16 protein-coding genes, 1 tRNA gene, 3 rRNA genes and 1 pseudogene are annotated in these 24,124 nt (G+C 68.4%); 8 read left to right on the top strand and 13 right to left on the bottom strand.

The window, feature by feature from the left end:
• Window positions 1–3: 3 nt before the first annotated feature.
• Both EL245_RS10545 and metG read right to left on the bottom strand, forming a co-directional pair.
• Window positions 4–921 (bottom strand): TatD family hydrolase, encoded by a 918-nt coding sequence (locus tag EL245_RS10545; RefSeq protein ID WP_126383091.1) that lies wholly within the window; start codon window positions 919–921, stop codon window positions 4–6.
• On the bottom strand, window positions 918–2,768 hold the full coding sequence (gene metG / locus EL245_RS10540; RefSeq protein WP_126383090.1) for a methionine--tRNA ligase: 1,851 nt from the start codon (window positions 2,766–2,768) through the stop codon (window positions 918–920). The genes EL245_RS10545 and metG overlap by 4 nt, the downstream gene beginning before the upstream one ends.
• Window positions 2,769–2,957: 189 nt before the next feature.
• On the opposite strand from metG, the gene EL245_RS10535 reads away from it, so the two are divergent.
• Window positions 2,958–3,701 carry a hypothetical protein gene (locus EL245_RS10535; protein WP_126383089.1) on the top strand — a complete coding sequence of 248 codons (744 nt, stop codon included), beginning with the start codon at window positions 2,958–2,960 and terminating at the stop codon, window positions 3,699–3,701.
• A gap of 17 nt (window positions 3,702–3,718) precedes the next feature.
• Entirely contained in the window at window positions 3,719–4,495 is a 777-nt protein-coding gene (locus EL245_RS10530) for a hypothetical protein (protein ID WP_126383088.1), read from the top strand.
• An 18-nt stretch (window positions 4,496–4,513) separates the two neighbouring features.
• On the opposite strand, the gene EL245_RS10525 is transcribed toward EL245_RS10530, so the two are convergent.
• Window positions 4,514–5,143: an isochorismatase family protein gene (locus EL245_RS10525; protein WP_126383087.1), complete on the bottom strand. Its 630-nt coding sequence runs from the start codon at window positions 5,141–5,143 to the stop codon at window positions 4,514–4,516.
• A gap of 9 nt (window positions 5,144–5,152) precedes the next feature.
• Window positions 5,153–6,043, bottom strand: coding sequence for a 16S rRNA (cytidine(1402)-2'-O)-methyltransferase (gene rsmI / locus EL245_RS10520; RefSeq protein WP_126383086.1), 891 nt, complete (start codon window positions 6,041–6,043; stop codon window positions 5,153–5,155).
• 341 nt (window positions 6,044–6,384) lie between these two features.
• On the opposite strand from rsmI, the pseudogene EL245_RS10515 reads away from it, so the two are divergent.
• A pseudogene (locus EL245_RS10515) lies at window positions 6,385–7,578 on the top strand (dolichyl-phosphate-mannose--protein mannosyltransferase); the annotation flags it as partial.
• 556 nt (window positions 7,579–8,134) lie between these two features.
• Here EL245_RS10515 and EL245_RS10510 read toward each other — a convergent pair.
• The 4 genes from EL245_RS10510 to EL245_RS10495 form a co-directional block, all read right to left on the bottom strand.
• Window positions 8,135–9,169 (bottom strand): acyltransferase family protein, encoded by a 1,035-nt coding sequence (locus EL245_RS10510; protein ID WP_126383085.1) that lies wholly within the window; start codon window positions 9,167–9,169, stop codon window positions 8,135–8,137.
• Between the two features lie 139 nt (window positions 9,170–9,308).
• Window positions 9,309–9,425: ribosomal RNA gene (gene rrf / locus EL245_RS10505) — 5S ribosomal RNA — on the bottom strand.
• A gap of 160 nt (window positions 9,426–9,585) precedes the next feature.
• A 23S ribosomal RNA gene (locus EL245_RS10500) occupies window positions 9,586–12,754 on the bottom strand.
• Between the two features lie 410 nt (window positions 12,755–13,164).
• A 16S ribosomal RNA gene (locus EL245_RS10495) occupies window positions 13,165–14,718 on the bottom strand.
• Together the 16S, 23S and 5S rRNA genes form the textbook arrangement of a ribosomal RNA operon.
• Before the next feature lie 604 nt (window positions 14,719–15,322).
• Here EL245_RS10495 and EL245_RS10490 point away from each other — a divergent pair.
• Together EL245_RS10490 and EL245_RS10485 are read left to right on the top strand one after the other, a co-directional pair.
• On the top strand, window positions 15,323–16,912 hold the full coding sequence (locus tag EL245_RS10490; RefSeq protein ID WP_126383084.1) for a S8 family peptidase: 1,590 nt from the start codon (window positions 15,323–15,325) through the stop codon (window positions 16,910–16,912).
• Between the two features lie 94 nt (window positions 16,913–17,006).
• Window positions 17,007–17,519, top strand: coding sequence for a hypothetical protein (locus EL245_RS10485; RefSeq protein WP_126383083.1), 513 nt, complete (start codon window positions 17,007–17,009; stop codon window positions 17,517–17,519).
• 232 nt (window positions 17,520–17,751) lie between these two features.
• On the opposite strand, the gene EL245_RS10480 is transcribed toward EL245_RS10485, so the two are convergent.
• The 3 genes from EL245_RS10480 to EL245_RS10470 are packed head-to-tail and all read right to left on the bottom strand — an operon-like array spanning window position 17,752 to window position 20,938.
• On the bottom strand, window positions 17,752–19,032 hold the full coding sequence (locus EL245_RS10480) for an ABC transporter permease (protein WP_126383082.1): 1,281 nt from the start codon (window positions 19,030–19,032) through the stop codon (window positions 17,752–17,754).
• Window positions 19,029–19,745 carry an ABC transporter ATP-binding protein gene (locus tag EL245_RS10475; RefSeq protein WP_126383081.1) on the bottom strand — a complete coding sequence of 239 codons (717 nt, stop codon included), beginning with the start codon at window positions 19,743–19,745 and terminating at the stop codon, window positions 19,029–19,031. Before EL245_RS10475 ends, EL245_RS10480 begins: the two co-directional genes overlap by 4 nt.
• The gene (locus EL245_RS10470) at window positions 19,742–20,938 is read right to left on the bottom strand and encodes an FAD-dependent monooxygenase (protein ID WP_126383080.1); all 1,197 of its coding nucleotides are present in this window, start codon (window positions 20,936–20,938) and stop codon (window positions 19,742–19,744) included. Before EL245_RS10470 ends, EL245_RS10475 begins: the two co-directional genes overlap by 4 nt.
• Before the next feature lie 229 nt (window positions 20,939–21,167).
• Between EL245_RS10470 and EL245_RS10465 the strand changes: the two genes are divergently transcribed.
• Window positions 21,168–21,752, top strand: a complete 585-nt coding sequence (locus tag EL245_RS10465) for a TetR/AcrR family transcriptional regulator (protein ID WP_126383079.1) — start codon at window positions 21,168–21,170, stop codon at window positions 21,750–21,752.
• A gap of 248 nt (window positions 21,753–22,000) precedes the next feature.
• On the opposite strand, the gene EL245_RS10460 is transcribed toward EL245_RS10465, so the two are convergent.
• Window positions 22,001–22,285 carry an ArsR/SmtB family transcription factor gene (locus EL245_RS10460; protein ID WP_126383078.1) on the bottom strand — a complete coding sequence of 95 codons (285 nt, stop codon included), beginning with the start codon at window positions 22,283–22,285 and terminating at the stop codon, window positions 22,001–22,003.
• A 187-nt stretch (window positions 22,286–22,472) separates the two neighbouring features.
• Here EL245_RS10460 and EL245_RS10455 point away from each other — a divergent pair, with 187 nt between their 5' ends.
• Together EL245_RS10455 and EL245_RS10450 are read left to right on the top strand one after the other, a co-directional pair.
• Window positions 22,473–23,336 (top strand): methyltransferase domain-containing protein, encoded by an 864-nt coding sequence (locus tag EL245_RS10455; RefSeq protein WP_126383077.1) that lies wholly within the window; start codon window positions 22,473–22,475, stop codon window positions 23,334–23,336.
• A gap of 39 nt (window positions 23,337–23,375) precedes the next feature.
• Window positions 23,376–23,816, top strand: a complete 441-nt coding sequence (locus EL245_RS10450) for an arsenate reductase ArsC (protein ID WP_126383076.1) — start codon at window positions 23,376–23,378, stop codon at window positions 23,814–23,816.
• Window positions 23,817–23,997: 181 nt separating this feature from the next.
• Here EL245_RS10450 and EL245_RS10445 read toward each other — a convergent pair.
• Window positions 23,998–24,070: transfer RNA gene (locus EL245_RS10445), tRNA-Ala, on the bottom strand.
• Window positions 24,071–24,124: the final 54 nt, after the last annotated feature.

The following is a 24,124-nucleotide window of genomic DNA, read 5'->3' as shown; positions in this document are numbered from 1 at the left end:
CGATCACATCCAGTTCCCGTAGACCTCCTCGGTCGTGGCACGCAGACGCGAGCACATCGCCTCGGTGCCCAGCCCCCGCTGAGCGGCCAGGAACCGCACGGTCACGCCCATGAGGTAGGAGGCGTTGGGGCGGCCCCGCCACGGGTGGGGCGGCAGGTAGGGGGCGTCGGTCTCCACGAGGAGCAGCTCGTCGGGCACCCGCGCCAGGGCCTCGCGCAGCGCCCTGTTGGCCGGGTAGGTCACCGGTCCGGCCACCGAGGCGTACCAGCCGTGCTCGGCGCAGGCCTGGGCGAGCGCCTCCCCTCCGGAGAAGCAGTGGAAGACGGTGCGCTCGGGGGCGCCGTCGGCCAGGAGCACCTCGAGGCACTCGGCGTGGGCGTCCCGGTCGTGGATCTGCAGGGGCAGGTCGAGCTCCTTGGCCAGGGCGATGTGGTCGCGCAGGGCGGCGCGCTGGACGCGCGCGCCGGCCGGGCCCGTGCGGAACAGGTCCATCCCGCTCTCGCCGACGGCCACGACGACGTCCCGGTTGTCGCGTACGAGGGCCTCGAGGCGGCCCATGGCCTCCTCGAGGGGCTCGTCGTGGTGCTCGTGGAGGTCCGGGGCCAGCCCGTCGGGGCCGACCTCGCGCACCCCCGCGTGGAGGACGGCCTCGTTGGGGTGGACCGCCAGGGCCACGCGCACGCCCGGTGCGCTGCGCGCCAGCTCGATGCTGCCCTCCCAGGTCGGGGTCTCACAGGCCGAGGTGATGACCCGGGTGACACCGAGCGCGGCCGCGCGGTCGACGAGCTCGGCGGCGCTGAGCGGGTCGTGCGAGCCCGGCCCCTCGGGGGGCCGGCCCGGCACCGGCAGGTGGCAGTGGTTGTCGGTGACGGGCAGCGGCAGGGCATCGAGCTCGTCGACCGGCGGCCAGGCGCGGCTCACGGCTGGGTGGGGGCGTCGGGCACGAGCGCGGCGTAGCGGGCCAGCTCCTCCTCGACGACGGCCTCGTCGAGCTTGACGAAGACCGGGGAGGGCTTGCCCACCGGGGTCCCGACCGCGACCTCGTGACGCCCCCAGGTCGGGGCGGTCGTGTAGTCGCCGGTGATGACCGGGTAGCCGGTGCGTCCGGCGAAGGCCTCGGGCAGGACCTCGGCGTCGAGCTCGTCGACCTGCTCGATGCGCGGCATCGGGGCGATACGGCCGGCGCCGCCCATGACCCTGTCGACCTCGTTGGCCGCGTGGGGCAGGAAGGGCGAGAGCATGAGGTTGAGGTCGGCGACCGCCTGGGCCAGGGTGTGCAGGACGGTCGACAGGCGCAGCCAGGCGCTGGAGCCCTCCTCGCCCTTGAGCTTGAAGGGCTCGGTGTCGGCGATGTACTTGTTGGCCTCCCCCACCAGCCGCATCGCCTCGGCGAGGGCGGCCTTCTGCCGGTGCTGGGCGATGAGCCCGCCCACGACCGAGAACCCCTCCTCGATCGAGTCCAGCAGGGCCTGGTCGATGTCCTCGCGCTGCCCGGGGGCGGGCACCGCCCCGAAACGCTTGTGGATCATGGTGGCGGTGCGGTTGACGAGGTTGCCCCATCCGGCGACGAGCTCGCCGTTGGTGCGCCGCACGAACTCCGCCCACGTGAAGTCGGCGTCGGCTGTCTCCGGGCCCGCGGCGCTGATGAAGTAGCGCAGCGCGTCGGCCTGGTAGCGGGACAGGAAGTCACGCACGTAGATGACGATGCCGTGGCTGGAGGAGAACTTCTTGCCCTCCATCGTGAGGAACTCGCTGGAGACCACCTCGGTGGGCAGGCCGAGCACGCCCATCGCCCCGGGCTCGCCGCCGCGGGAGCCCTGTCCGTTGTGGCCGAGGAGCTCGGCGGGCCAGATCTGGGAGTGGAAGACGATGTTGTCCTTGCCCATGAAGTAGTAGGACAGGGCCTGGGGGTCGTTCCACCAGGCGCGCCAGGCCTCGGGGTCGCCGCTGCGCCGGGCCCACTCGATGGAGGCGGACAGGTAGCCGATGACGGCGTCGAACCACACGTACAGGCGCTTGGAGGGCTGGTCCTCCCAGCCGGGCACCGGGATGCCCCAGTCGATGTCGCGGGTCATCGCGCGCGGTCGGATGTCCTCCAGGAGGTTCTGGGAGAAGCGGATGACGTTGGGGCGCCACGTGCCTGACTGCTCGCGCTCGTCGAGCCAGGCCCCCAGGGCCTGGGCGAGGGCGGGCAGGTCGAGGAACCAGTGGGTCGACTCGACGAACTCGGGGGTCTCGCCGTTGATGCGCGAGCGGGGGGAGATGAGGTCGGTGGGGTCGAGCTGGTTGCCGCAGGCGTCGCACTGGTCACCGCGGGCGGCGTCGTTGCCGCAGATCGGGCAGGTCCCCTCGATGTAGCGGTCCGGCAGGGTCCGGCCCGTCGAGGGGCTGATCGCCGAGCGGGTGACCTGCTGGATCATGTAGCCGTTGTCGCGCACCGTGCGGAACATGTCCTGGACGACGGCGTAGTGGTTGCCGGCGGTCGTGCGGGTGAACAGGTCGTAGGACAGGCCCAGCGCCACGAGGTCCTCGACGATGAGCCGGTTGTTGCGGTCAGCGAGCTCACGGGCGCTCACGCCCTCCTCGTCGGCAGCCACGAGGATCGGTGTGCCGTGCTCGTCGGTGCCCGAGACCATGAGCACGTCATGGCCCGCCATGCGCATGTAGCGGGAGAAGACGTCGGAGGGCACGCCGAAGCCGGCGACATGACCGATATGACGCGGCCCGTTGGCATAGGGCCAGGCGACCGCGGACAGGATGTGGCTCATGGGGCCACCTTATCCGCTCCCCGGGAGGTGTCATGCTCCGCCATCGGCGGTCATCGGCCGTCATCAGCCGCCATCAGCCGTCGCGCGCCCGTCGTGGCCCGTCGACCGCGAGCGCCGTATCGTGGTCCCCGGCACCCCGGACAGCACCGGGACGGGGAACGCCCTGAAGGAACGTCTCGAGGAGCGACCATGTCCTATCCCCCGGCCTACGGCCCGCCGTCGACCTCAGGCCCCTACGGCAGCCCGGCCCCGCAGCCCGCCGCCCCAGCGGGGTACCAGTGGGCGCACGGCCAGAGCGCCCAGGGCGGCCCCGGGGGCTACGCTCCCCAGCACCCCTATGCCCAGGTCCCGACCCCGTCGCCCGGAGCACCCCAGGGGCTCAAGGCCCCGATCATCCTGCTCGTCAGCGGTGTCGTCGTCGGCCTCCTGGGAGTTCTGGCCTTCACGATCCCTGTCATCTACCTCTACGACACGGCGTCGTCCATGTCCGCCTTCCCGACCAACAGATCGGCGACGGCGCAGCTCGAGGCGGGCACCGAGTACGGCCTCTACAGCGAGACGTCCGCCACCTGCACCGTCGTGGACCCCGACGGCACCGAGCTCCCGGTGGCCGCTCCGACCTGGTCGGTCACTGTCGACAGGCTCAACCTCCTCGCCTACTTCACACCGGAGGTCACCGGGCCGCACACGATCTCATGCTCCTCGTCGTCCTCCAGCGTCGTGGCGGTGAGCACGTTGATCGACGAGTCTACGGTCCTCAGGATGAGCGTGGTCATGATGGTCGGCATCGCGCTCCTGATCATCGGGACGCCTCTGTTCCTGGCCGGCGGCATCTGGCTCATCGTGCGTGTCTCGAACAACAGGAAGGTCGTCCGCCAGCGCGTCGCGGCGCAGTACTCGGGCGTCGGTCCCGACCAGTGGCCGGCGGCGTGAGGAGCCGGGAGCAGAGCATGTCGGCACCGGTCCCGCACACAGGAGGGGTGCCTGCCGGGCCGGGCCGGGGCCGCGGCACGGTGCCGGGCCTGGCGCGGGTGACCGTGATCTTCGGGATCGGGGTCGCCCTCGTCATCGCGGGCGTGGCGGGTGTGGCCGTCGCCTTCCACCTGGACGACGCCTACGAGGAGGCGTCGGTCAGGGTGCCCATCAACGGCACGGCCGCCCACTACACGCTCCAGGCGGGGACGACCTACGGCCTGTACTCCGAGGACACCTCGCTGGAGTGCACCGTCTCCGATCCGAGCGGAGCGTCGGTGCCCGTGCTCAACGACCCGGAGGACATCGGTGAGCCCGCCTCCCAGGTCCTCACCTTCGAGGCAGCCTCGGCGGGCACCTACACCCTGACCTGCCAGGCCTCGAAGCTGACGCACATCAACGAGAGCTGGCAGGCGGCCGGAGGGGACCGCAACGTCTACCTGTGGATGCTGTCCTTGGTGGCCATCGCCGTGGGGGCCATCCTGGCTCCCGGTGGGCTGATCGCCATGGGTGTCCTGCGCCTGCGGGCCAGGCGGCGCCTCACCCGCCAGGTCGTCTCGGGTGGGGCCCCGTACGGATCGGGCGGACCGCACGACCCGCCGGCGCCCGGGAGCACGAGCGGCTGGGGCACGACCTGGGCCGGAGGGACGCCGCCGCCGTCCGAGCCACCGGGGGCCGGTGCTGGCAGCCCGTACGGCATCGCACCCCAGCAGGTCACCTACCGGCCCGTCCCGCCTCCGCAGGACACCCCCTGAGGGACCGACGTACCTGGCTCATGCCTCCTGAGAGGTGACGAGCAGCACCCCGGCCTCGCGCAACGCCTCACGCGCCGCACGTCCGAGCTCGGGGCTGACGGGCGCGGTGAGGTCGGTCAGGACCCGGACCACGAATCCTCGCGCGACCCCGTCCAGCGCCGTGTCCTTGACGCAGTGGGACTCGGCCAGGCCGACGACGTCGAGAGCTCCGACGCCCGAGGAGCGCAGGACCTCCTCGAGGCTGCGTCCGTCCTCGGTGCTCCCCTCGAAGCCCGAGTAGGCGGCGGCGTACTGGCCCTTCCTCACCCGGGCCCCGATCGTCAGGCCCTCGAGGGCGGGGTGGAGCTCGGCGGACTCGGTGCCTGCCACCCCGTGGGGCGGCCAGGAGTCGACGTAGTCGGGGTGGGCTGAGAAGTGGTCGCCGGGTTCGATGTGCCAGTCCTGGGTGGTGACGACCAGGGCGTAGTCCCCCTCATGGGATCGCAGGTAGTCGGCCACCGCCCTGGCCACGGCGTGACCGCCCTGGACGGGGAGCTCACCGCCCTCGCAGAAGGTGGGTTGCACGTCGACGACGACGAGGGCTCGTGCGTCGGTGCCGGCGGGCGCCGTCGGGTCCTGTGTGCCTGTCGTGCCTGTCGTGCCTGTCACGGACTCACCCTACCGGCCGCGCAGCTCGAGGGCCTGGCGGTAGACCTCGTTGGGCCGCAGGCCCGCCTCCTGCGCGACCCGGGCGGCCGCCTCCTTGAGGCGCAGCCCCTGGGCAGCCAGGTCCAGTGCCGCGGCACCGGCGGTCGCGGGGTCGGCCGCGGGCGGGCGGGCGCCGGCCACGACGATGACGATCTCGCCCAGGACCTCGTGGGCGGTGCGCGCGGCCAGGCCGGCCAGGTCGGAGCGCAGCACCTCCTCGTGGGTCTTGGTCAGCTCGCGGCACAGCACCGCGGGACGCTCTGCCCCGAAGGCCTCGGCCATGTCGGTGACGGTGGCGTGGACGCGGCGGGGGGACTCGAGGAAGACCATCGTGCGGCTCTCGTGGGCGAGGGCCTCGAGCTGCCTGCGGCGCTCGCCTGCCTTCCGGGACACGAAGCCCTCGAAGGTGAAGCGGTCGGTGGCCAGGCCCGAGAGGCTGAGGGCGGCGAGCACCGCGGAGGGGCCGGGAAGCGTGGTCACCGGCACAGCGGCCTCGGCTGCGGCACGCACGAGGCGGTACCCGGGGTCGGAGATCCCCGGCGTGCCCGCGTCGGAGACGACGACGACCGTCCGCCCCTGCCGGGCGGCGTCGATGAGCTCGGCGGAGCGCTCACGCTCGTTGTGCTCGTGCAGGGCCATGAGCCGCCCACCGAGGTGGACCCCCATCCGCTGGGCGAGGTTGAGCAGGCGCCGGGTGTCCTCGGCGGCGACGACGTCGGCCTGCTCGAGGGCTTGGTGCAGCCTCACGGATGCGTCCCCGACGTTGCCGATCGGCGTGGCCGCCAGGATGATCGTGCCGTGCGGCAGGGCCCGCGGGTCCCCGGCGCCCGAGGATCCCGACGCGGCAGTGGGCTCGTTCATGGCCCAAGTATGACGGTCGTCCTAGACTCACCGCCGTGAGCCCTGACAGCACCGTGCCCGCAGACCGCAGCGACGACCTCGAGGACCGCGAGCACCTCGAGGGCGACGAGAACGGCGACGACCCCGAGGGCGGCAGCGGCGAGCACCTCGAGGGCGGAGACAACGGCAACGCCCCCGGGGACAGCGCGGAGGAGACGGCTCCCGCCTCCGCGTCCTCCGAGGCTCCGTCCGCGTCCTCCGAGGGCGCGGACGACGAGGCCGCCGACGAGGCCGCCGTCGAGGACGCCGAGGAGGCGCCGCCTGCGGGCCCCGTGGCGCGCTCGGAGGACGAGCTGCGCACCATGCTCGGGCTCATGCCCAGGGGATGGAGCCTGCCAAGGGCCGTCCGGGTCAACGGCTGGATCGTGACGGCCGCCGTCGCAGCGGTGGCGGCCCTGACCCGTCTCATCGGCCTGAGCCACCCACGCACCCTCATGTTCGATGAGATCTACTACGCCAAGGACGCCTACGCGCTGTGGCACAACGGGTATGAGTCCTCCTGGTCCGAGGGCGCCGACGAGCTCTTCGCCGCGGGTGACGTCTCAGCACTGACCACCGACCCGAGCTACATCGTCCACCCTCAGCTGGGGAAGTGGCTCATCGGGCTGGGGATGGAGGTCTTCGGCGTCAACTCCCTGGGGTGGCGCATCGTTCCGGCGATCGCCGGCATTCTCACCGTCGTCCTCCTGGCCAGGCTCACGATGCGACTGACCCGGTCTCCCGTGCTGGCGGGGCTGGCCGGCCTGCTGCTCGCCCTTGACGGTGTCGCGATCACCGAGTCCCGGATCGCGCTGCTTGACGGGTTCATCGGCCTGTTCGGCCTGCTGTCGGTCTACTGCCTCGTGCGTGACCGGGAGTGGTCACGCGCGAGGTTGGCCCGGGACCTCGACGGCACGATGCCCGACCACCTCGCGCCTCGGGCGCATCTGAGACCGTGGCTGCTCGCAGCCGGGGTCAGTCTCGGTCTGACCTGCTCGATCAAGTGGTCCGGTCTCTACCTCCTGGCCGCGGTCGGGGTCCTCGTCGTCGTGTGGGACACCCTGGCCCTGCGCCGGGTCAAGGCCAAGGCGTGGTTCCTCGAGGGCGTCATCGCCCGGGGCGTGGGCGACTTCCTGCGGCTCGTGCCGGTGGCTGTCCTCGTCTACGTCGCGGGCTGGTGGTCGTGGTTCATCCACGACAAGGCGTACAAGCACGGCTGGGCTGCCGAGATCCGTGCCAACGGGGACCCCGTGCCGAGGTCGTTCCTGCCTGACGGGCTCAACGACCTCGTCGAATACCACATCACGATGTACGACTTTCACGTCAATCTCTCCTCCGAGCACCCCTACATGTCGAGCCCGTTCGGCTGGCTCCTCCAGCTGCGCCCGACCTCCTTCTACTGGCCGGAGGCCGAGGAGCTCGAGGGGGCTGCCTGCCCCACCGACCACTGCATCGCGGCGATCACGTCGATCGGCAACATCCCGGTGTGGTGGGCTGCGCTGCCCGCCCTGGTCATCGCCGTCGGCGCGATGGCGTGGCGCAGCCGTGACTGGCGGGCGTGGGTCCCCCTCATCGCCTACGTCGGGCTCTACCTGCCCTGGTTCCGGTACCTGGACCGCACGATCTTCACCTTCTACACCGTCGCCTTCGTGCCTGCGGTCGTCCTCGTGCTCACCCTCGTCCTGGGCTCCGCCTCAGGCATGCTCACGCCCGTCCCGGGCAGCCGGGAGGCGATTGAGGAGGCTCGGGGCATCGAGCGGGGCAGCATCGGTGAGGGCCGCCCTCATCCTCGCGGTCCGATCGCCGCCTACCTCGGCTTCGGTCGGTACCCCACCCGGCTCCGGCTCCCGGAGGAGTGGACGGGGGTGCCGTCGTGGCGCCTGCACGGTGAGGGACTCGCGCTCACCGCCGTCATCGTCATCGCGGCCCTTGTCTTCGCCTCCCTGTGGTGGCCGATCTGGACGGGGCAGACCGTCACCTACGAGTTCTGGCACCGGCACATGCTCCTGCCCTCGTGGATCTGAGTCCCCTCCCGGTCCTGTCGGCCCGAGCGTCATCCGGAGGCCGACCGGCTCACCGTCCGGTGAGCGCCGCCGGGGCCTGCCAGAGCCACGGGACACGGGCGGATGTCACCCGCCACAGGAGGACGGAGCCGAGAACGCCCACGAGCGTACCGACCACCGCCTGGACGAGGACGTCGTCGACCCCGAGCCGAGTCAGACCGATCCTGGTCGCGGCCAAGGCCATCGTGTGCGCCAGGAAGATCGGCATCGACCGCCTCCCCAGGTAGACCAGAACCCGGCCTGCCACCCTCGTGCGGGCCAGGAGGATCGAGAGCGCCATGACCGCCAGCACCCCCGCGCAGGCGCAGACGACGCCCTGACCGATGGTCAGGACGGTGCGCTCATAGCGGGTCGTCGTCGGGGCTGCCGCTGTTCCCAGCACGATGAGCAGCGCGTAGACCGTGGCGCTCACGGACAGGAGCACGACGGCTCCCCTGCCTCCCAGAGCATCACGGATCCGTGCGTATCCCGCATGGGTGAGGGTGGCTCCCGCGAAAAAGAAGATCGACAGCCCGAGGCCCTGGACGAAGATGAAGGGTCCGAACGCTCCCCAGGACACGAGGCTGACGACCGCAGCGCCCGTGACGGACAATGCCGCGCGACGACGTGAGCGCCACGGCTGCGCCACCGACGCGGCGACGGTGACCAGGGCGATCCAGGGGATGAACCACATCTGGTTCGTCGGGATCCACAGCGTGAACACGGAGGCCAGGCCGCGGGAGGTGTTGACGAGGCTCGACAGCACGTACTGGAGGAGGCCCTGAGCGATGCTCCACACGACGTACACCCACAGAAAGTCACCGCAGCGCTCGCGCAGGTAGACGTGGGTGCCGCGCCGCATGAGGCTCCCGCGGACCATAAGGCCGGCGGCAGCCGCGAAGACGGCGAGGTGAACCATGTACAGCGCACGGTCGGTCGTGACGAACCAGGTCGCGTCATTGTCGACCATGCCGGCGCTCCGAAGTCCGCGCAGGACGTGACCGACGACGATCGCCACGATCGCCACGCCCTTGGCGATATCAACCGAGGTATCTCGCTGCCCCACCGCGGCATCCTAACAGCGAGGCGGGCAGCTCCCGCCCCGTGGTGCTTGTCGGGTTGGGTGGGTGCTCGGTGTGGGTGTGGGTGGGTGTGGGTCAGGCCCGGGCCGACGTGGTGTCGGTCCGGGCCTGACTGTGGTGTGTGCTCGGCGGTGTCCTGCTCTCCCACACCCTGGCGGGTGCAGTACCATCGGCGCTGGGAGTCTTAGCTTCCGGGTTCGGTATGGGGCCGGGCGTGTCCCTCCCGCTGTGACCACCGAGACGTTCTTTATGGGCTACCACCTGGTGTGGGTGGTGTGTTGTGTGGTGCGGTCCCCCTGGCCGACCGTGTGGTGGTGGTGGGGTTGTGTGCCCGCGTGGGGGGGGTTGGTCGTGGACCGTATAGTGGACGCGCGTGTGCTTCGTGGTTTGCTTTTTGGGGTGTTGTTTGTGTTGGCCTATTAGTACCGGTCGGCTTGCACGGGTTGCCCCGCTTCCACGTCCGGCCTATCTACCCAGTGGTCTGCTGGGGGCCTTCCACCACCCGGGGGTGGTGCGGAGACCTTATCTTGAAGATGGTTTCCCGCTTAGATGCTTTCAGCGGTTACCCGTTCCGAACGTAGCCAACCAGCCGTGCCCCTGGCGGGACAACTGGCACACCAGAGGTTCGTCCGTCCCGGTCCTCTCGTACTAGGGACAGGCCTTCTCAAGTCTCCTGCGCGCGCAGAGGATAGGGACCGAACTGTCTCACGACGTTCTAAACCCAGCTCGCGTACCGCTTTAATGGGCGAACAGCCCAACCCTTGGGACCTGCTCCAGCCCCAGGATGCGACGAGCCGACATCGAGGTGCCAAACCATGCCGTCGATATGGACTCTTGGGCAGGATCAGCCTGTTATCCCCGGGGTACCTTTTGTCCGTTGAGCGACGACCCACCCACTCGGGATCGCCGGATCACTAGTTCCTACTTTCGTACCTGCTCGACCCGTCGGTCTCGCAGTCAAGCTCCCTTGTGCACTTGCACTCAACACCTGGTTGCCGACCAGGCTGAGGGAACCTTTGAGCGCCTCCGTTACTCTTTAGGAGGCAACCGCCCCAGTTAAACTACCCACCAGGCACTGTCCCTGACCCGGATCACGGGCCGAGGTTCAGGCGCACGCCATGGCCAGAGTGGTATTTCAACGACGACTCCACCGTCACTGGCGTGACGGCTTCACGGTCTCCCACCTATCCTGCACAAGCCATAGCGGACGCCAATACCAAGCTATAGTAAAGGTCCCGGGGTCTTTCCGTCCTTCTGCGCGTAACGAGCATCTTTACTCGTAGTGCAATTTCGCCGAGCTCATGGTCGAGACAGCGGAGAAGTCGTTACGCCATTCGTGCAGGTCGGAACTTACCCGACAAGGAATTTCGCTACCTTAGGATGGTTATAGTTACCACCGCCGTTTACTGGGGCTTAAATTCACCGCTGCACCCCACGAGCGTGGGGATGACGGCTCCTCTTAACCTTCCAGCACCGGGCAGGCGTCAGTCCGTATACATCGCCTTGCGGCTTCGCACGGACCTGTGTTTTTAGTAAACAGTCGCTTCTCCCTGGTCTCTGCGGCCCTCACCCCTAGCCCGCGACGGGGCTTCAGGGCTCGGGCCCCCCTTCTCCCGAAGTTACGGGGGCATTTTGCCGAGTTCCTTAACCATGATTATCTCGTGCGCCTAGGCATACTCTGCCCGACCACCTGTGTCGGTTTAGGGTACGGGCGGCTCGTACCATCGCGTCGAGGCTTTTCTCGGCACCCCAGGATCACCCTGCTTCCCCCACCAGCGGTGGGGTCACCATCACGCCTCACCTCTGCCCCCACAGGGGGGCTGCCTCCCGGATTTGCCTGGGAGACGGGCTGCGCGCTTGAACGGGCCAAGCCATCAGGCCCGCGAGGCTACCACTGTGCGTCACCCCTGTTAACACGCTTGCCTACCTGCACGGAGGGTCCCCAGACCACCAGCCGCAGGACCCCACAGCACCCGAAGGCACCACAGGGCCCGCACGCGACCAGCGGCGTGGGTCAGCACCCGCGCGTCAGCATGGGCGGTACTACGCCGGTACGGGAATATCAACCCGTCGTCCATCGACTACGCCTGTCGGCCTCGCCTTAGGTCCCGACTCACCCAGGGCGGACTAGCCTGGCCCTGGAACCCTTGGTCATTCGGCGCTAGAGTTTCTCACCCTAGTATCGCTACTCATGCCTGCATTCTCACTCCCGCACCGTCCACCCCTGGATCACTCCGAGGCTTCACCCGGTGCAGGACGCTCCCCTACCACCCACAGCCCCTGACACCACCACCAACAGGCGGCGGCGTAAGGTCCACGCTGCAGGTCCGCGGCTTCGGCGGTGTGCTTGAGCCCCGCTACATTGTCGGCGCACGACCACTTGACCAGTGAGCTATTACGCACTCTTTCAAGGATGGCTGCTTCTAAGCCAACCTCCTGGTTGTCTGCGCGACCGCACATCCTTTCCCACTTAGCACACGCTTAGGGGCCTTAGCCGGCGATCTGGGCTGTTTCCCTCTCGACCACGGAGCTTATCCCCCGCGGTCTCACTGCCGCGCTCGACCGGACGGCATTCGGAGTTTGGCTGACCTCAGTAACCCTGTGGGGCCCATCAGCCACCCAGTAGCTCTACCTCCGCCCGGGACCACGCGACGCTGCACCTAAATGCATTTCGGGGAGAACCAGCTATCACGGAGTTTGATTGGCCTTTCACCCCTACCCACAGCTCATCCCCCCAGTTTTCAACCTAGGTGGGTTCGGTCCTCCACACGCTCTTACACGTGCTTCAACCTGGCCATGGGTAGATCACCCCGCTTCGGGTCCAGGACGTGCCACTGTGGCGCCCTTTCGGACTCGCTCTCGCTACGGCTCCCCCACACCGGGTTAACCTCGCGACACGCCACTGACTCGCAGGCTCATTCTTCAAAAGGCACGCCATCACCCGCACAGGCGGGCTCTGACGGCTTGCAAGCGCCCGGTTTCAGGTACTCTTTCACTCCCCTCCCGGGGTACTTTTCACCATTCCCTCACGGTACTCATCCGCTATCGGTCATCAGGAGGTATTCAGGCAGCCGAGTGGTCTCGGCAGATTCACACAGGATTCCACGGGCCCCGTGCTACTCGGGAACGCCCCCACGCAGTCCAGCAGGTTTCACCTACGGGGCTCTCACCCACTACGGCCCCCCGTCCCAAGGGGTTCGGCTACCCACCAGATTGATCACTACGCACCCAGCCGGCAGACCAGGAACAGGAACGCCCCACAACACCGCCGCCGCAACCCCTGCCGGGTATCACACGACAACGGTTTAACCATCATCCGCTTTCGCTCGCCACTACTCACGGAATATCTTCTCCTGCGGGTACTGAGATGTTTCACTTCCCCGCGTCACCCCCCGCACCCTATGAATTCAGGTACGAGTGACGCCCCATGACGGGCGCCGGGTCCCCCCATTCGGAAACCCTCGGATCACAGCCCGTCAGCCGGCTCCCCGAGGAATATCGCAGGCCACCACGTCCTTCATCGGCCCCTGATGCCAAGGCATCCACCGAACGCTCATAGAAACAAACAACACAACAAACCAACAAAACAATCACGGTCCGCCACGACCACACGGCCGCGGCAAGACCAAAGAAAGATGCTCGCGTCCACTATACAGTTCACAACCAACCCACCCACACCACCAGCACCCACCCCCCACAGGGACAGGGCCAGCAGCCAGGCACCAGGGCGCACCGCCCCAGAACCCCGACAGCGTGCCACCCCGACCAGCCCACGCACCCACCACCCCACCACACAGGCAGGACAAGCAGACACACGAACCAGTCAGGCACCAACCCCCCACACCCCCACACACCAGGCGGGGGCAGCAGGAGGGTCAGCGGTTCCTCATGCCACGATATCCGGGCCACCAGCCCACCAGGCGCCCACGCACCACGCGCAGGCCACACACCCAGCAGGCCACCAGCCACAGCTCCTTAGAAAGGAGGTGATCCAGCCGCACCTTCCGGTACGGCTACCTTGTTACGACTTCGTCCCAATCACCAGCCCCACCTTCGACCGCTCCCCGTAGGGCCACGGGCTTCGGGTGTTGCCGACTTTCATGACGTGACGGGCGGTGTGTACAAGGCCCGAGAACGTATTCACCGCAGCGTTGCTGATCTGCGATTACTAGCGACTCCGACTTCACGGTGTCGAGTTGCAGACACCGATCCGAACTGAGACCGGCTTTAAGGGATTCGCTCCGCCTCACGACATCGCAACCCTCTGTACCGGCCATTGTAGCATGCGTGAAGCCCAAGACATAAGGGGCATGATGATTTGACGTCATCCCCACCTTCCTCCGAGTTGACCCCGGCAGTCTCCCGCGAGTCCCCACCACGACGTGCTGGCAACACGGGACAAGGGTTGCGCTCGTTGCGGGACTTAACCCAACATCTCACGACACGAGCTGACGACAACCATGCACCACCTGTGAACCGGCCCCACAAGGAGGAACCCACGTCTCCGCGGGCGACCGGAACATGTCAAGCCTTGGTAAGGTTCTTCGCGTTGCATCGAATTAATCCGCATGCTCCGCCGCTTGTGCGGGCCCCCGTCAATTCCTTTGAGTTTTAGCCTTGCGGCCGTACTCCCCAGGCGGGGCACTTAATGCGTTAGCTACGGCGCGGAGACCCCGGAAAGAGCCCCCACACCTAGTGCCCAACGTTTACGGCGTGGACTACCAGGGTATCTAATCCTGTTCGCTCCCCACGCTTTCGCTCCTCAGCGTCAGTAACGGCCCAGAGACCCGCCTTCGCCACCGGTGTTCTTCCTGATATCTGCGCATTCCACCGCTACACCAGGAGTTCCAGTCTCCCCTACCGCACTCAAGCCGGCCCGTACCCACCGCACGCCCCCAGTTAAGCCAGAGGATTTCACGGCAGACGCGACCAGCCGCCTACGAGCTCTTTACGCCCAATAATTCCGGACAACGCTCGCGCCCTACGTATTACCGCGGCTGCTGGCACGTAGTTAGCCGGCGCTTCTTATCCAGCTACCGTCAACACCCCCACAACGAGGAGCGCCTTCTTCACTGGCGAAAGAGGTTCACAACCCGAAGGCCTCCATCCCTCACGCGGCGTCGCTGCATCAGGCTTCCGCCCATTGTGCAATATTCCCCACTGCTGCCTCCCGTAGGAGTCTGGGCCGTGTCTCAGTCCCAGTGTGGCCGTCCACCCTCTCAGGCCGGCTACCCGTCACCGCCTTGGTAGGCCATCACCCCACCAACAAGCTGATAGGCCGCGAGCCCATCCCCCACCAAAAACACCCTAACAGTGCATCTTTCCCAACCCCACCATGCAGCAGGACCAGAACACCCCGTATTAGCCACCCTTTCAAGCGGTTATCCAGGAGTGAGGGGCAGGTTACTCACGTGTTACTCACCCGTTCGCCACTAACCACACCCACCACAAGGGCAGGCGCAGCCCGTTCGACTTGCATGTGTTAAGCACGCCGCCAGCGTTCGTCCTGAGCCAGGATCAAACTCTCCAAACAAAACAAAACAGTCCAGAGAACAAAAACCTGAACCCAAACAAAAACATCCCCCCAGAACCCAGCCCCCACACAACCGCGCAGGAACCAGACCCCAGAAGAACAAAACATGACATAAAAAACATGACACACTATCGAGTTCTCAAACAACACACCCACCAAGTCTCCCAGTAAAGCGGATTTCCGCTTCGCTGATCCCCTCAGGGCGGCCGGACTAGATTAAGCAGATCGCTTTCCTTTGGTCAAGCCAAGGATTCCGTGACCCTCATCTCCTCAACCATTGGGAAGCACCCGTCGCAGCATGTCGAGCTTCTCAGGGACTCCGCCCACCTCCGGTGGCGCCGCACTCTTCGGGACCACGTCCCGCCGAGGCAGCGGGAGGTACTCTAGCCCCATCTTCCGCGTTCCAGTCAAGCGCGACAGCGGTGGCGTGCGTCACGGCAGCGTGGCCGTCGGAACGACACTTGAGGGTGGGTTGGTCTCCCCCGTGGTATCTCGGGCTCTGTCGCGCCGATCGGCGCTGCGGCGTGACACAATCGACTTGCTTCAGATCCGGAGCTGTCCCTGTCCCGGGGGTCCCGGGGGATCCCGCCAACGAAAGCTGATCATGCGCAGTTCCTCGCACCGCCGTGCCCTCATCATCACGTCGAGCCTCCTGGCCGCCGTCATCGTCGTCGCAGCCGGTTTGTTCGTCGTCCCCAGGCTGTCAGGGTCGGACGGCCAGGAGGCGACGCCCTCGCCCTCGGAAGGTGTCGGGCTCGGCACGGCCATGGACGCGCGGCGGGACCGCTTCGTCGTCACCTACGCCGAGGGCACGAAGGCCGCCGAGGTCATCGAGGCGGCGCAGGCCTACGGCACCGATATCGTCGACTCCCTGCCCAGTGAGGACCGGGAGGCGCTCAACGCGGCCGCCCAGGGGGCGTCGGTCGCGGTCGAGGCCGTGACGGCCCACGCCGGGGGCGTCGCCTCGGTGGCGCTGAGCCAGGCGCTCACGCCTGAGCAGATCACCGAGTTCACTGCCGCCCTCGAGGGGACCGACGGCATCGAAGCGGTCGAGCCCGAGCTGCACATGACGACCTTGGCCGACTCCGAGGACAACGTCCCGGACGACGAGTACTTCGACAGGCAGTGGGACCTGACCTCCCAGGCCTACGGGATCAACGCGACGAACGCATGGTCGGCATCGACCGGGCAGGGCGTGACCGTGGCGGTCATCGACACCGGCATCCTACCCGATCACCCGGACCTGGCCGGTCAGGTCCTGCCCGGGTACGACTTCATCTCCGACTCCTGGACGGCCCGTGACGACACCGGTCGCGACGAGGACCCGACCGACATGGGCGACTACGCCACGGCCGTCGAGTGCGGCGACGGCTATGAGGACCGGCCCTCGTCCTGGCACGGTACCCACGTCGCTGGCACCATCGCGGCCTCCACCAACAACTCGATCGGGGTGGCCGGCGTGGCTCCTGGCGCCAGGATCCTGCCGGTGCGGGCGCTGGGGCGCTGCGGGGGGACCTCGACCGACATCATCGACGCCCTGACCTGGGCATCGGGCGGCGAGGTCAACGGCGTGCCGACCAACCCCAACCCGGCGCAGGTCATCAACCTGAGCCTGGGGGGTGTGGGGCTCTGCCCGACCTACTACCAGAAGGCCATCGACGCCGCTGTCGCGCGCGGCTCGATCATCGTGGCCGCCGCAGGCAATGAGGACACCGACGTCGCGGAGGTCAGCCCCGCCGGATGCGACAACGTCCTGACGGTCGGCGCCTCGGACACCACTGGCAACCGCGCCTACTACTCGAACTACGGCACCGGCGTCGACCTGTCCGCCCCCGGCGGCGACATCGAGGCGGACGAGGGCATCCTCTCACTGCTCGACGCCTCCCCGACCACGCCCGCCGAGCCGGCCTACGGATGGATGGAGGGCACCAGCCAGGCGGCCCCGCACGTGGCCGGGACGATTGCGCTGCTGCTCTCGCTCGATCCGGAGATGACAGGAGACGAGGTCACCACGTTGTTGCAGGAGTCCGCCCAGCCCATGGCGGGCTGTGACCGCGACGGCTGCGGAGCCGGGGTCGTCGACGCGGCTGCCGCCGTCAAGGCCGCCCAAGCCGATGACGGCGCCGTGACCGAGCCCGAAGACGACACCGGGGCGAGCCGGCACTTCTACCGCTGCCGTGACGCCTGCAAGTGATCACCCGGTGGGCAGGGACAGAGGGGTCGGTGCCCCGGTCCGCGGCCGGTACGGCAAGGGGCGGACGGACACGCACGACACTGATGAGGACGCGATGACCACGACAGCGCCGCCGAGCACCGGCCACGACGAGACCGGGCCGCACACCCGCCTGTGGCCGGGGGCACCCCTCGTCACGGTCGTGGCCATGATCTGCGCCGCCGTCATCGGCATCGCCGTCTTCACCTCCTGGGACCCGGATGTGCCGGCGCCGTCGGCCTCACCCATCCCCTCCGGCCCGGTGCCGGCGACGACGTCACCGACTCCGCCGGAGGCCGAGGCCTCCACCGGTCCGCCACCCACCGGCGTCGTGCTCACCCTCGACCAGGTGCTGAGCGAGCGCCTCGCCGCCGGGGAGGTCGACGAGGTCGTCAGCACGATGCACGAGCCGATCCAGGCGGCAGCCGTCGCCTGTGGTACCTCGGTCACCGAGGTCGGCACGGCGTCCGGCGGGCTGCTCGTGCGGCTCGATGACCCGTCCCGCAACTCCTGCTTCATCGAGAGGCTCAGCACCACGCCGCATGTCGAGGCCGCCGAGGAGGACCTCACCGTCCGGCCCCAGGGCTGACGCACCGGCTGGTCTGGCCGGACCTGACCCTGACCGTCTCCAGCGCGAAGCCGGGCGTCCCCTCAGAACCATAGGTGCGGCGGCTCATCAGCTGGCCACCGGGGCTGGCCGGCGAGACGGCTGCGTGCGAGCGGGCAGGCACGTCACGCGGGACCTCGCGCTCGTCGGTGGCCGACGCCCGGCGAAAGACGAGCGGTCCACCCCACCCGGCGTACCGAGAACGCGTTCCCGGTCACTCGTACCGGAGGGCCTCGATGGGTTCCTTGCGCGCGGCGCGGATCGCGGGAGCGGTCCCGGCGATGAACGTGATCGCCAGGATCGCGGCGAGGACGAGCAGCAGCGTGAGGGGGTCAGCGGCGTAGACGCTCAGACCGGGCAGGGTGCTGAGCACACCGTCTTGGAGGATGCTGTTGGCGACCATTCCCGCGATCACGGCCAGACCGCCGCCGATCAGTGCGCCGAGCAGCCCGATCACGATCGCTTCGAGCGCGAACTGCGAGAAGATGCGAAGGCTGGAGGTTCCGAGGGCCTTGAGGAGCCCGATCTCACGGGTGCGCTCCTGGACAGACATGAGCAGGGTGTTGGCGACGCCGAAGGAGGCGGCCAGCAGGGCGATGCACGCGAACGCCGCCAGGATGAGCACGATCCCGTCGATGACGGCCTTGAACGTGCCGATCCGATCCGAGACCGTCGCCCCCTCCAGTCCGATGGCGGCGAGGTCGTCCTTGAGCTGGACGACCTCGGCCTCGGTGAGGTCGACGTCGAAGACGAGGCTCGCGCTGGCGATCGGTGCGGCGGTGCTCGCGCCGCCCGCGGCCTGCGTGTCGGCGACGTCGTTGATGAGGGCGGCGTTGCCGACCGGGGTGGTCACGGGGACCACACTGGGCAGGATCACACCGGTGACCGTGGCGGTGACGGTATGGGTGCTGCCGCCCTGGTCGCGGAACCCGAAGACGATCTCATCCCCGATGATCGCGGCCTCGTCCGCGTAGTCGAGCGCCGTCACGTAGGTCGGGGGTACTGCGACCTCGTAGTCGGAGCTCTCGTCGTCGGGTTCGGTGCCCGTCGACATCTGGAACACGTTGTCGTGCTGGGGTGCGTTGAGCCCGCTCGCATACTGTGCGTGGCCGGGGCGTTGAACGTAGTCCACGAGGATCGTGTCGATCGGCTCCACGCTGACCACGCCGGGCAGGGCGCGAGCTTCCTCGAGCTGTTGCTCGGTGATGCCGAGCCCGGTGCCGCTGAGCCCCGGTCCGGTGACGGTGCCCGCGTTGGGGTCGTAGACGGGAAGGTCACCGTCCTCGGTGTCGTCCGAACGGCTGAGCTCCATCGTGGTCGGAGCCCCGATGCTGTTGACAGTGTCCGCGATGTAGGCATTCACCCCGGAGCCGACACCGACGGTGAGCACGAGGGTGAAGGAGCCGATGAGGACGGCGATGCCCGCGAGCGCGGTGCGGAGCTTGCTGCGCAGCACGTTGCCTGCGGCACTGCGGATCAGGTCCGTCGTTCTCATCGGGATTCCTCCACGGCGGTGGGTGCGGCAGGGGTGAGGGTGGTGAGGCGTCCGTCATGGATCATCGCCTGCCTGCCGCACCTGTCGGCGAGGTCCGGGTCGTGGGTGACGACGATGAGCGTGATGCCGTGCTCGCGGTTGAGGTCGAACAGCAGGCCTTCGACGATCTGCCCGGTGGCGGCGTCGAGGTTGCCGGTGGGCTCGTCGGCGAAGATCACCGCCGGGTTCGTGATGAGGGCGCGGGCGATGACCAGGCGCTGCTTCTGCCCGCCTGAGAGGTTCTCGGCACGGCTCTTCGCCTTGTCGGCCATGTCGAGGCGTTCGAGCACCTCCATGCCACGGCGACGACGCTCTGCCGGACGGATACCGGCGATGGTCAGTGGGAGGACGACGTTGTGCAGCACGGACTGTCCGGCGATGAGGAAGAACTGCTGGAACACGAACCCGAACTCCTGGTTCCGCAGTCGCTCCAGCTGCCGCCCGCTGAGGTTGCCGGTCTCAGTGCCGTGGACGAGCACGGCGCCCGAGATGGGGCGGTCCAGGAGCGCCATCGTGTGCATGAGCGTGGACTTGCCCGACCCGGACTTCCCGACGATCGCGAGCGACTCGCCCGCTGCGACGCTGAGATCGACCCCTGCCACTGCGTTCAACGTGTTCTCGCCACGACCGTAGCTGCGGGTGACGTTCCGGCACTCGATGACCGGGGCGCTCACGAGGCGCCTCCGACCGTGCTCGGCATCCGGGCTGCCTCGGTGAACTGGGCCTGGATGCTCGCGACCTGCTTGCGGCCGGCGACGGTGCTCATGATGACGTCGCGCACCCGGGTCATGACCGGGTTCTGCCACGAGGTGATGTTGCCGATCCTCCAGGAGGTCTGCTGCAGCGCCTCGGCCTCGGGCCGGCGTGACCGGCTGTAGGTGTCCAGCACCCGGCGCAGCTGCGCGGCGTCGGCGAGGTCGGTGCTGCGCAGCAGGCCGGCGAGCTCGATCGCGTCAAGCATGGCCTGTTCCGAGCCGCGTCCGAGGTTAGGGGTCGTCGCGTGTGCGGCGTCTCCGAGCAGAAGCACGCGGCCACGCCCCCAGGTCTCCATCGGTTCGAGGTCGCGCACCGTGTGATGGATGAGGGAGTCCGCAGGGGTGGCCTCGATCACCGACGCGATTCCTTCGGGGAACGTCTGGAACCGGCGCAGCAGGTCGACCTTGAGCGTGTCAAGGTCTCCGTCAAGGGGCACGGTGGGCTTCTTCAGGCCAACGAGCCAGTAGAGTCTCCCGTAGCCGCAGTCGCCGACCGCGATGCGGTTGCCGCGGCCGAAGAACATCGCGAACACGTGGTGGTCGAACGGGGCCGGGTGCTCCACCAACGAGCGCACGTACCGGTAGGAGGCGGTCCGGATGCGTACCTCGGGGAAGAGCCGGCGGCGCACCATCGAGTTGATGCCGTCCGCTGCGATGAGCAGGTCGGCCTCGTCGGAGCTGGCGTCATCGAACCGCACGGTCACCTTGTCGTCGTGCTGCTCGACCGAGGCGACACGGCGCCCGAGGCGTACCGCCTCCGGGTCGACGCCGGTGGCCAGGGCGTCGATGAGGGCGCTGCGGGCGATCATCACAGGTGCAGGGGCGCCGGTCCGGCGGGCGAGATCGGCCAGGTCCGCCGAGTACAGCGGAGCCCCCTTCGCGTTGAAGAAACGGTGATGATGCACCTCCGCCCCCGCCTCCCGCACGGCGCCTGCAACACCGAGCTGCCGGAGTGCCTGCATGCCCTTGACCCAGACCTGGATGCCTGCGCCGACCTCACTGAACTGGCGCGCCTGCTCGTACACCACCGCGTCCACACCAACCTGCCGCAGGGCGATACTCGTGCAGAGCCCTCCGATGCCGCCGCCCAGGACGATGACTCTTCCACTCATGGCGTCCCAACCTCTCTAAGTAATCAACCACTTACTACCTAGGGTACACCTTACCGGGCAGATAGGGGCGCCGGTGTCGACGGTGCGTCAGCGACGGAGGCGTTGCCGGGAGCGCGGGCCGCACGACCGGCCCCACAGCCCACGGCCCGCGAGGAGCCGCCGCGTCCGACGAGGAACGGGCGACGGGTGCAGGGCATGAGAAGTAGTCAGCCGCTGATAGCCTGTGAGGATGAGCACGCCACGTAAGCGCCTGCCCGCTGCCGAGCGGCGCGAGTCGATCCTCGCGGCCGCCGCCGAGGTCTTCGGGGAGTACGGGTACAGCGCAGCGAGAACCGATGCGATCGCCCAGCTCGCCGGCATCAGCCAAGCGCTCGTGATCCGCAGCTTCGGCTCCAAGGAAGCACTGTTCATCGCCACCGCGGAACGGGTCGTGGACCATGTAGCCGAGGCGTTCCACGCCGCGATCGCCGGGGCCGATGAGCGCGAGCGGGTCGAGTCGAGGCTCGGGGCCGCCTACGTGCGTCTGGCCGAGGACCGCGGTGCACTCGTGACACTGTTGCACCTGTTCACCCTCGGCCACCACCCGACGATCGGTCCGATCGCCCGCGAGAGCTTCCTGCGCATCTACACGATTCTGCGCGAGGAGGCGGGGTTCTCGGCCGACCGCGCAACGACGTTCCTCGCCACCGGGATGCTCGTCAGTACCATCTTCGGGCTGCGGCTCCAGTCCCAGGACCACCCCCTGGCGGCCGAGCTGCTCCAAGCCACCTTCCGCGAGAACACCGGTCTCGTCTCCGACCTCTTCGGGGGATGACCGGGAGAGGCACTTACCCCGGGAACGCAGTCCCTCATGGTCCTCACCTGCTGTTGACCGACCGCAGCGCACCGAAGGGGTGAACGGACCCTACGTCACCCCCCAGGGCGCCCGTCCGGGACGACGTGGTCGGGTCGCCCTCACCCTCGAGGGGAGGGACCGGGTCTGGGTGGGAGGCCGGACGACAACCCTTCTGCGCGGCACCGCCGTCATCTGAGCCTTGCCCCGAGCCCATGAGCGGCCGTCCGCTAGGTCTGCGGGTCGAGGGCGACCGAGAGCCTCGTGAGCATCTGGGGGACAAGCGTGTAGTAGGCCCACCTGCCGCGCTGCTCCCGGACGACCAGGCCCGCACCGACCAGCTGTCTCATGTGGTGCGACACCGTGGGCTGGGACAGGCCGACCGGCTCGGTCAGCTCGCACACGCAGGCCTGTGCGCCGGGCTGCGCCGCGATGATCGACAGCAGCCGGATCCTGGTCGGGTCACCAAGCGCCTTGAGCGCGCGCGCCAGGCGCTGGGCGTCCTCCAGCTCCATCACACCTGCGGTGATCGACCGGCAGCAGGATGAGGGCTCCGCACGGTGCGCCTGGTCCGCACGGTCCGGGACCGGCGGTCGGGTCTGGGATGCCACGCCTCCGAACCCTACCGGCACACATTGACATCCGTCGATACATAGACGATCATCGATGCGACCCACTTTCTCGCGACGACACGGAGCTGCGATGACCACGGACTCCCAGGAACTCCAGGACCCCGACGAGCTGCGCGAGCGCGTTCGGGCCCGCTACGCCGCGAGCGCGAGGGCGACGAGAGCACGTACGGGCGCTCCGGGGAGCGGGTCCCGTGGAGAGGCGACCGGCTGCGCGTGTGCCGACCGTCGTGGCGCGGGCTGCGGGGGACGCACCGATCCGGGGCAGGAGGCGGGACACGACGGTCCCGCGACCAGCGGTCAAGGCTTCGGCGCGAGCCTGTACGACACCACGACGACCTCTGGCCTGCCGATCGGGTCGGTCGAGGCCAGTCTCGGCTGCGGCAACCCGACCGCCGTCGTCGACCTCCGCGAGGGCGAACGGGTCCTCGACCTCGGCTCAGGCGGAGGGATCGACGTGCTGCTGTCGGCCCGACGCGTCGGCGGGACGGGTTTCGCCTACGGGGTCGACATGACCGACGAGATGCTCGACCTCGCGCGCGACAACGCAGCCAGGGCCGGCGCCACGAACGTCGAGTTCCTCAAGGGCACGATCGAGGAGGTGCCCCTACCGGAGGCCTCGGTGGACGTCGTGATCTCCAACTGCGTCATCAACCTGTCGACCGACAAGCCCGCGGTCCTCGCCGAGATGTTCCGCGTCCTCGTCCCCGGCGGACGGATCGGGGTCGCTGACGTCGTCGCCGAGGACCACCTCTCCCCTGCGGAGCGGGCCGAGCGCGGCTCCTACGTCGGCTGCATCGCCGGAGCGCTGAGCACGAGCGAGTACCTCGACGGACTCGCCGCCGTCGGGTTCAGGGAGGCCACCATCGAAACCACCCACGAGGTCGCCGACGGCATGCACTCGGCGATCATCCGGGCCACGAAGCCGGGCGCCTGACACACTCGCCCCGTCTCAGGATCTCACCAGGAGCACACGATGGCATCGTCCCCCGTCCCGACCGTCCTGTTCGTCTGCGTCCACAACGCCGGCCGCTCGCAGATGGCCGCCGGCTTCCTCAGCCGTCTGGCCGCCGGCCGCCTTGACGTCCGCTCTGCCGGATCCGAGCCCGCCGAGCGTGTCAATCCCGCCGTCGTCGAGGCAATGAGGGAGGTGGGGATCGACATGAGCGCGGCGCGGCCCACGCTCCTGACCACCAGCGCCGTGGACCGGGCGGACCTCGTCGTCACCATGGGCTGCGGCGACGCCTGCCCGGTCCTGCCCGGACGGCGCTACGAGGACTGGCCCCTCGAGGACCCCGCGGGCAAGGACCTCGCGGCCGTCCTCCCGATCCGTGACGAGATCGAGCGCCGCGTCCGCAGACTCCTCGCCCAGCTCACCTCAGCGACGGACGGCCCTCAGGCAGGCGGGCCCAGGTAGGCGGCGGCCCTGGCAGGTCGAACACGTCACTATGAGCCCGACTACCCTCCTCATACCAGGGTAGTCGGGCTCATAGTGACGTGTTCGCGCTGTCGGGCGGGAGAACGCAGGGAGGGCCCCGCCGTGCGGCGGGGCCCTCCCTGTCGTGGAGATCAGTGCGATCACTGCGATCATCCGGTTGTGGAGCTAGGGGGATTCGAACCCCCGACCTTCTCATTGCGAACGAGACGCGCTACCAACTGCGCCATAGCCCCAAGTGTGCGACGATCGTAGCACCGCTGGGACCTCGGCCCGCAACTCGGGTCCCA

This window comes from Actinomyces howellii, assembly GCF_900637165.1.
Lineage (GTDB): Bacteria > Actinomycetota > Actinomycetes > Actinomycetales > Actinomycetaceae > Actinomyces > Actinomyces howellii.
Note: the sequence above shows the minus strand (reverse complement) of the source record. Positions and strands in the feature narration are given on the sequence as shown.

Coding starts and splice junctions, on each gene's coding strand:
- EL245_RS10485 (WP_126383083.1), top strand. CDS start 17,007: ATGACCACGACAGCGCCGCCGAGCACCGGCCACGACGAGACCGGGCCG.
- metG (WP_126383090.1), bottom strand. CDS start 2,768: ATGAGCCACATCCTGTCCGCGGTCGCCTGGCCCTATGCCAACGGGCCG.
- EL245_RS10455 (WP_126383077.1), top strand. CDS start 22,473: ATGACCACGGACTCCCAGGAACTCCAGGACCCCGACGAGCTGCGCGAG.
- EL245_RS10470 (WP_126383080.1), bottom strand. CDS start 20,938: ATGAGTGGAAGAGTCATCGTCCTGGGCGGCGGCATCGGAGGGCTCTGC.
- rsmI (WP_126383086.1), bottom strand. CDS start 6,043: ATGAACGAGCCCACTGCCGCGTCGGGATCCTCGGGCGCCGGGGACCCG.
- EL245_RS10535 (WP_126383089.1), top strand. CDS start 2,958: ATGTCCTATCCCCCGGCCTACGGCCCGCCGTCGACCTCAGGCCCCTAC.
- EL245_RS10460 (WP_126383078.1), bottom strand. CDS start 22,285: ATGGAGCTGGAGGACGCCCAGCGCCTGGCGCGCGCGCTCAAGGCGCTT.
- EL245_RS10530 (WP_126383088.1), top strand. CDS start 3,719: ATGTCGGCACCGGTCCCGCACACAGGAGGGGTGCCTGCCGGGCCGGGC.
- EL245_RS10450 (WP_126383076.1), top strand. CDS start 23,376: ATGGCATCGTCCCCCGTCCCGACCGTCCTGTTCGTCTGCGTCCACAAC.
- EL245_RS10480 (WP_126383082.1), bottom strand. CDS start 19,032: ATGAGAACGACGGACCTGATCCGCAGTGCCGCAGGCAACGTGCTGCGC.
- EL245_RS10465 (WP_126383079.1), top strand. CDS start 21,168: ATGAGCACGCCACGTAAGCGCCTGCCCGCTGCCGAGCGGCGCGAGTCG.
- EL245_RS10490 (WP_126383084.1), top strand. CDS start 15,323: ATGCGCAGTTCCTCGCACCGCCGTGCCCTCATCATCACGTCGAGCCTC.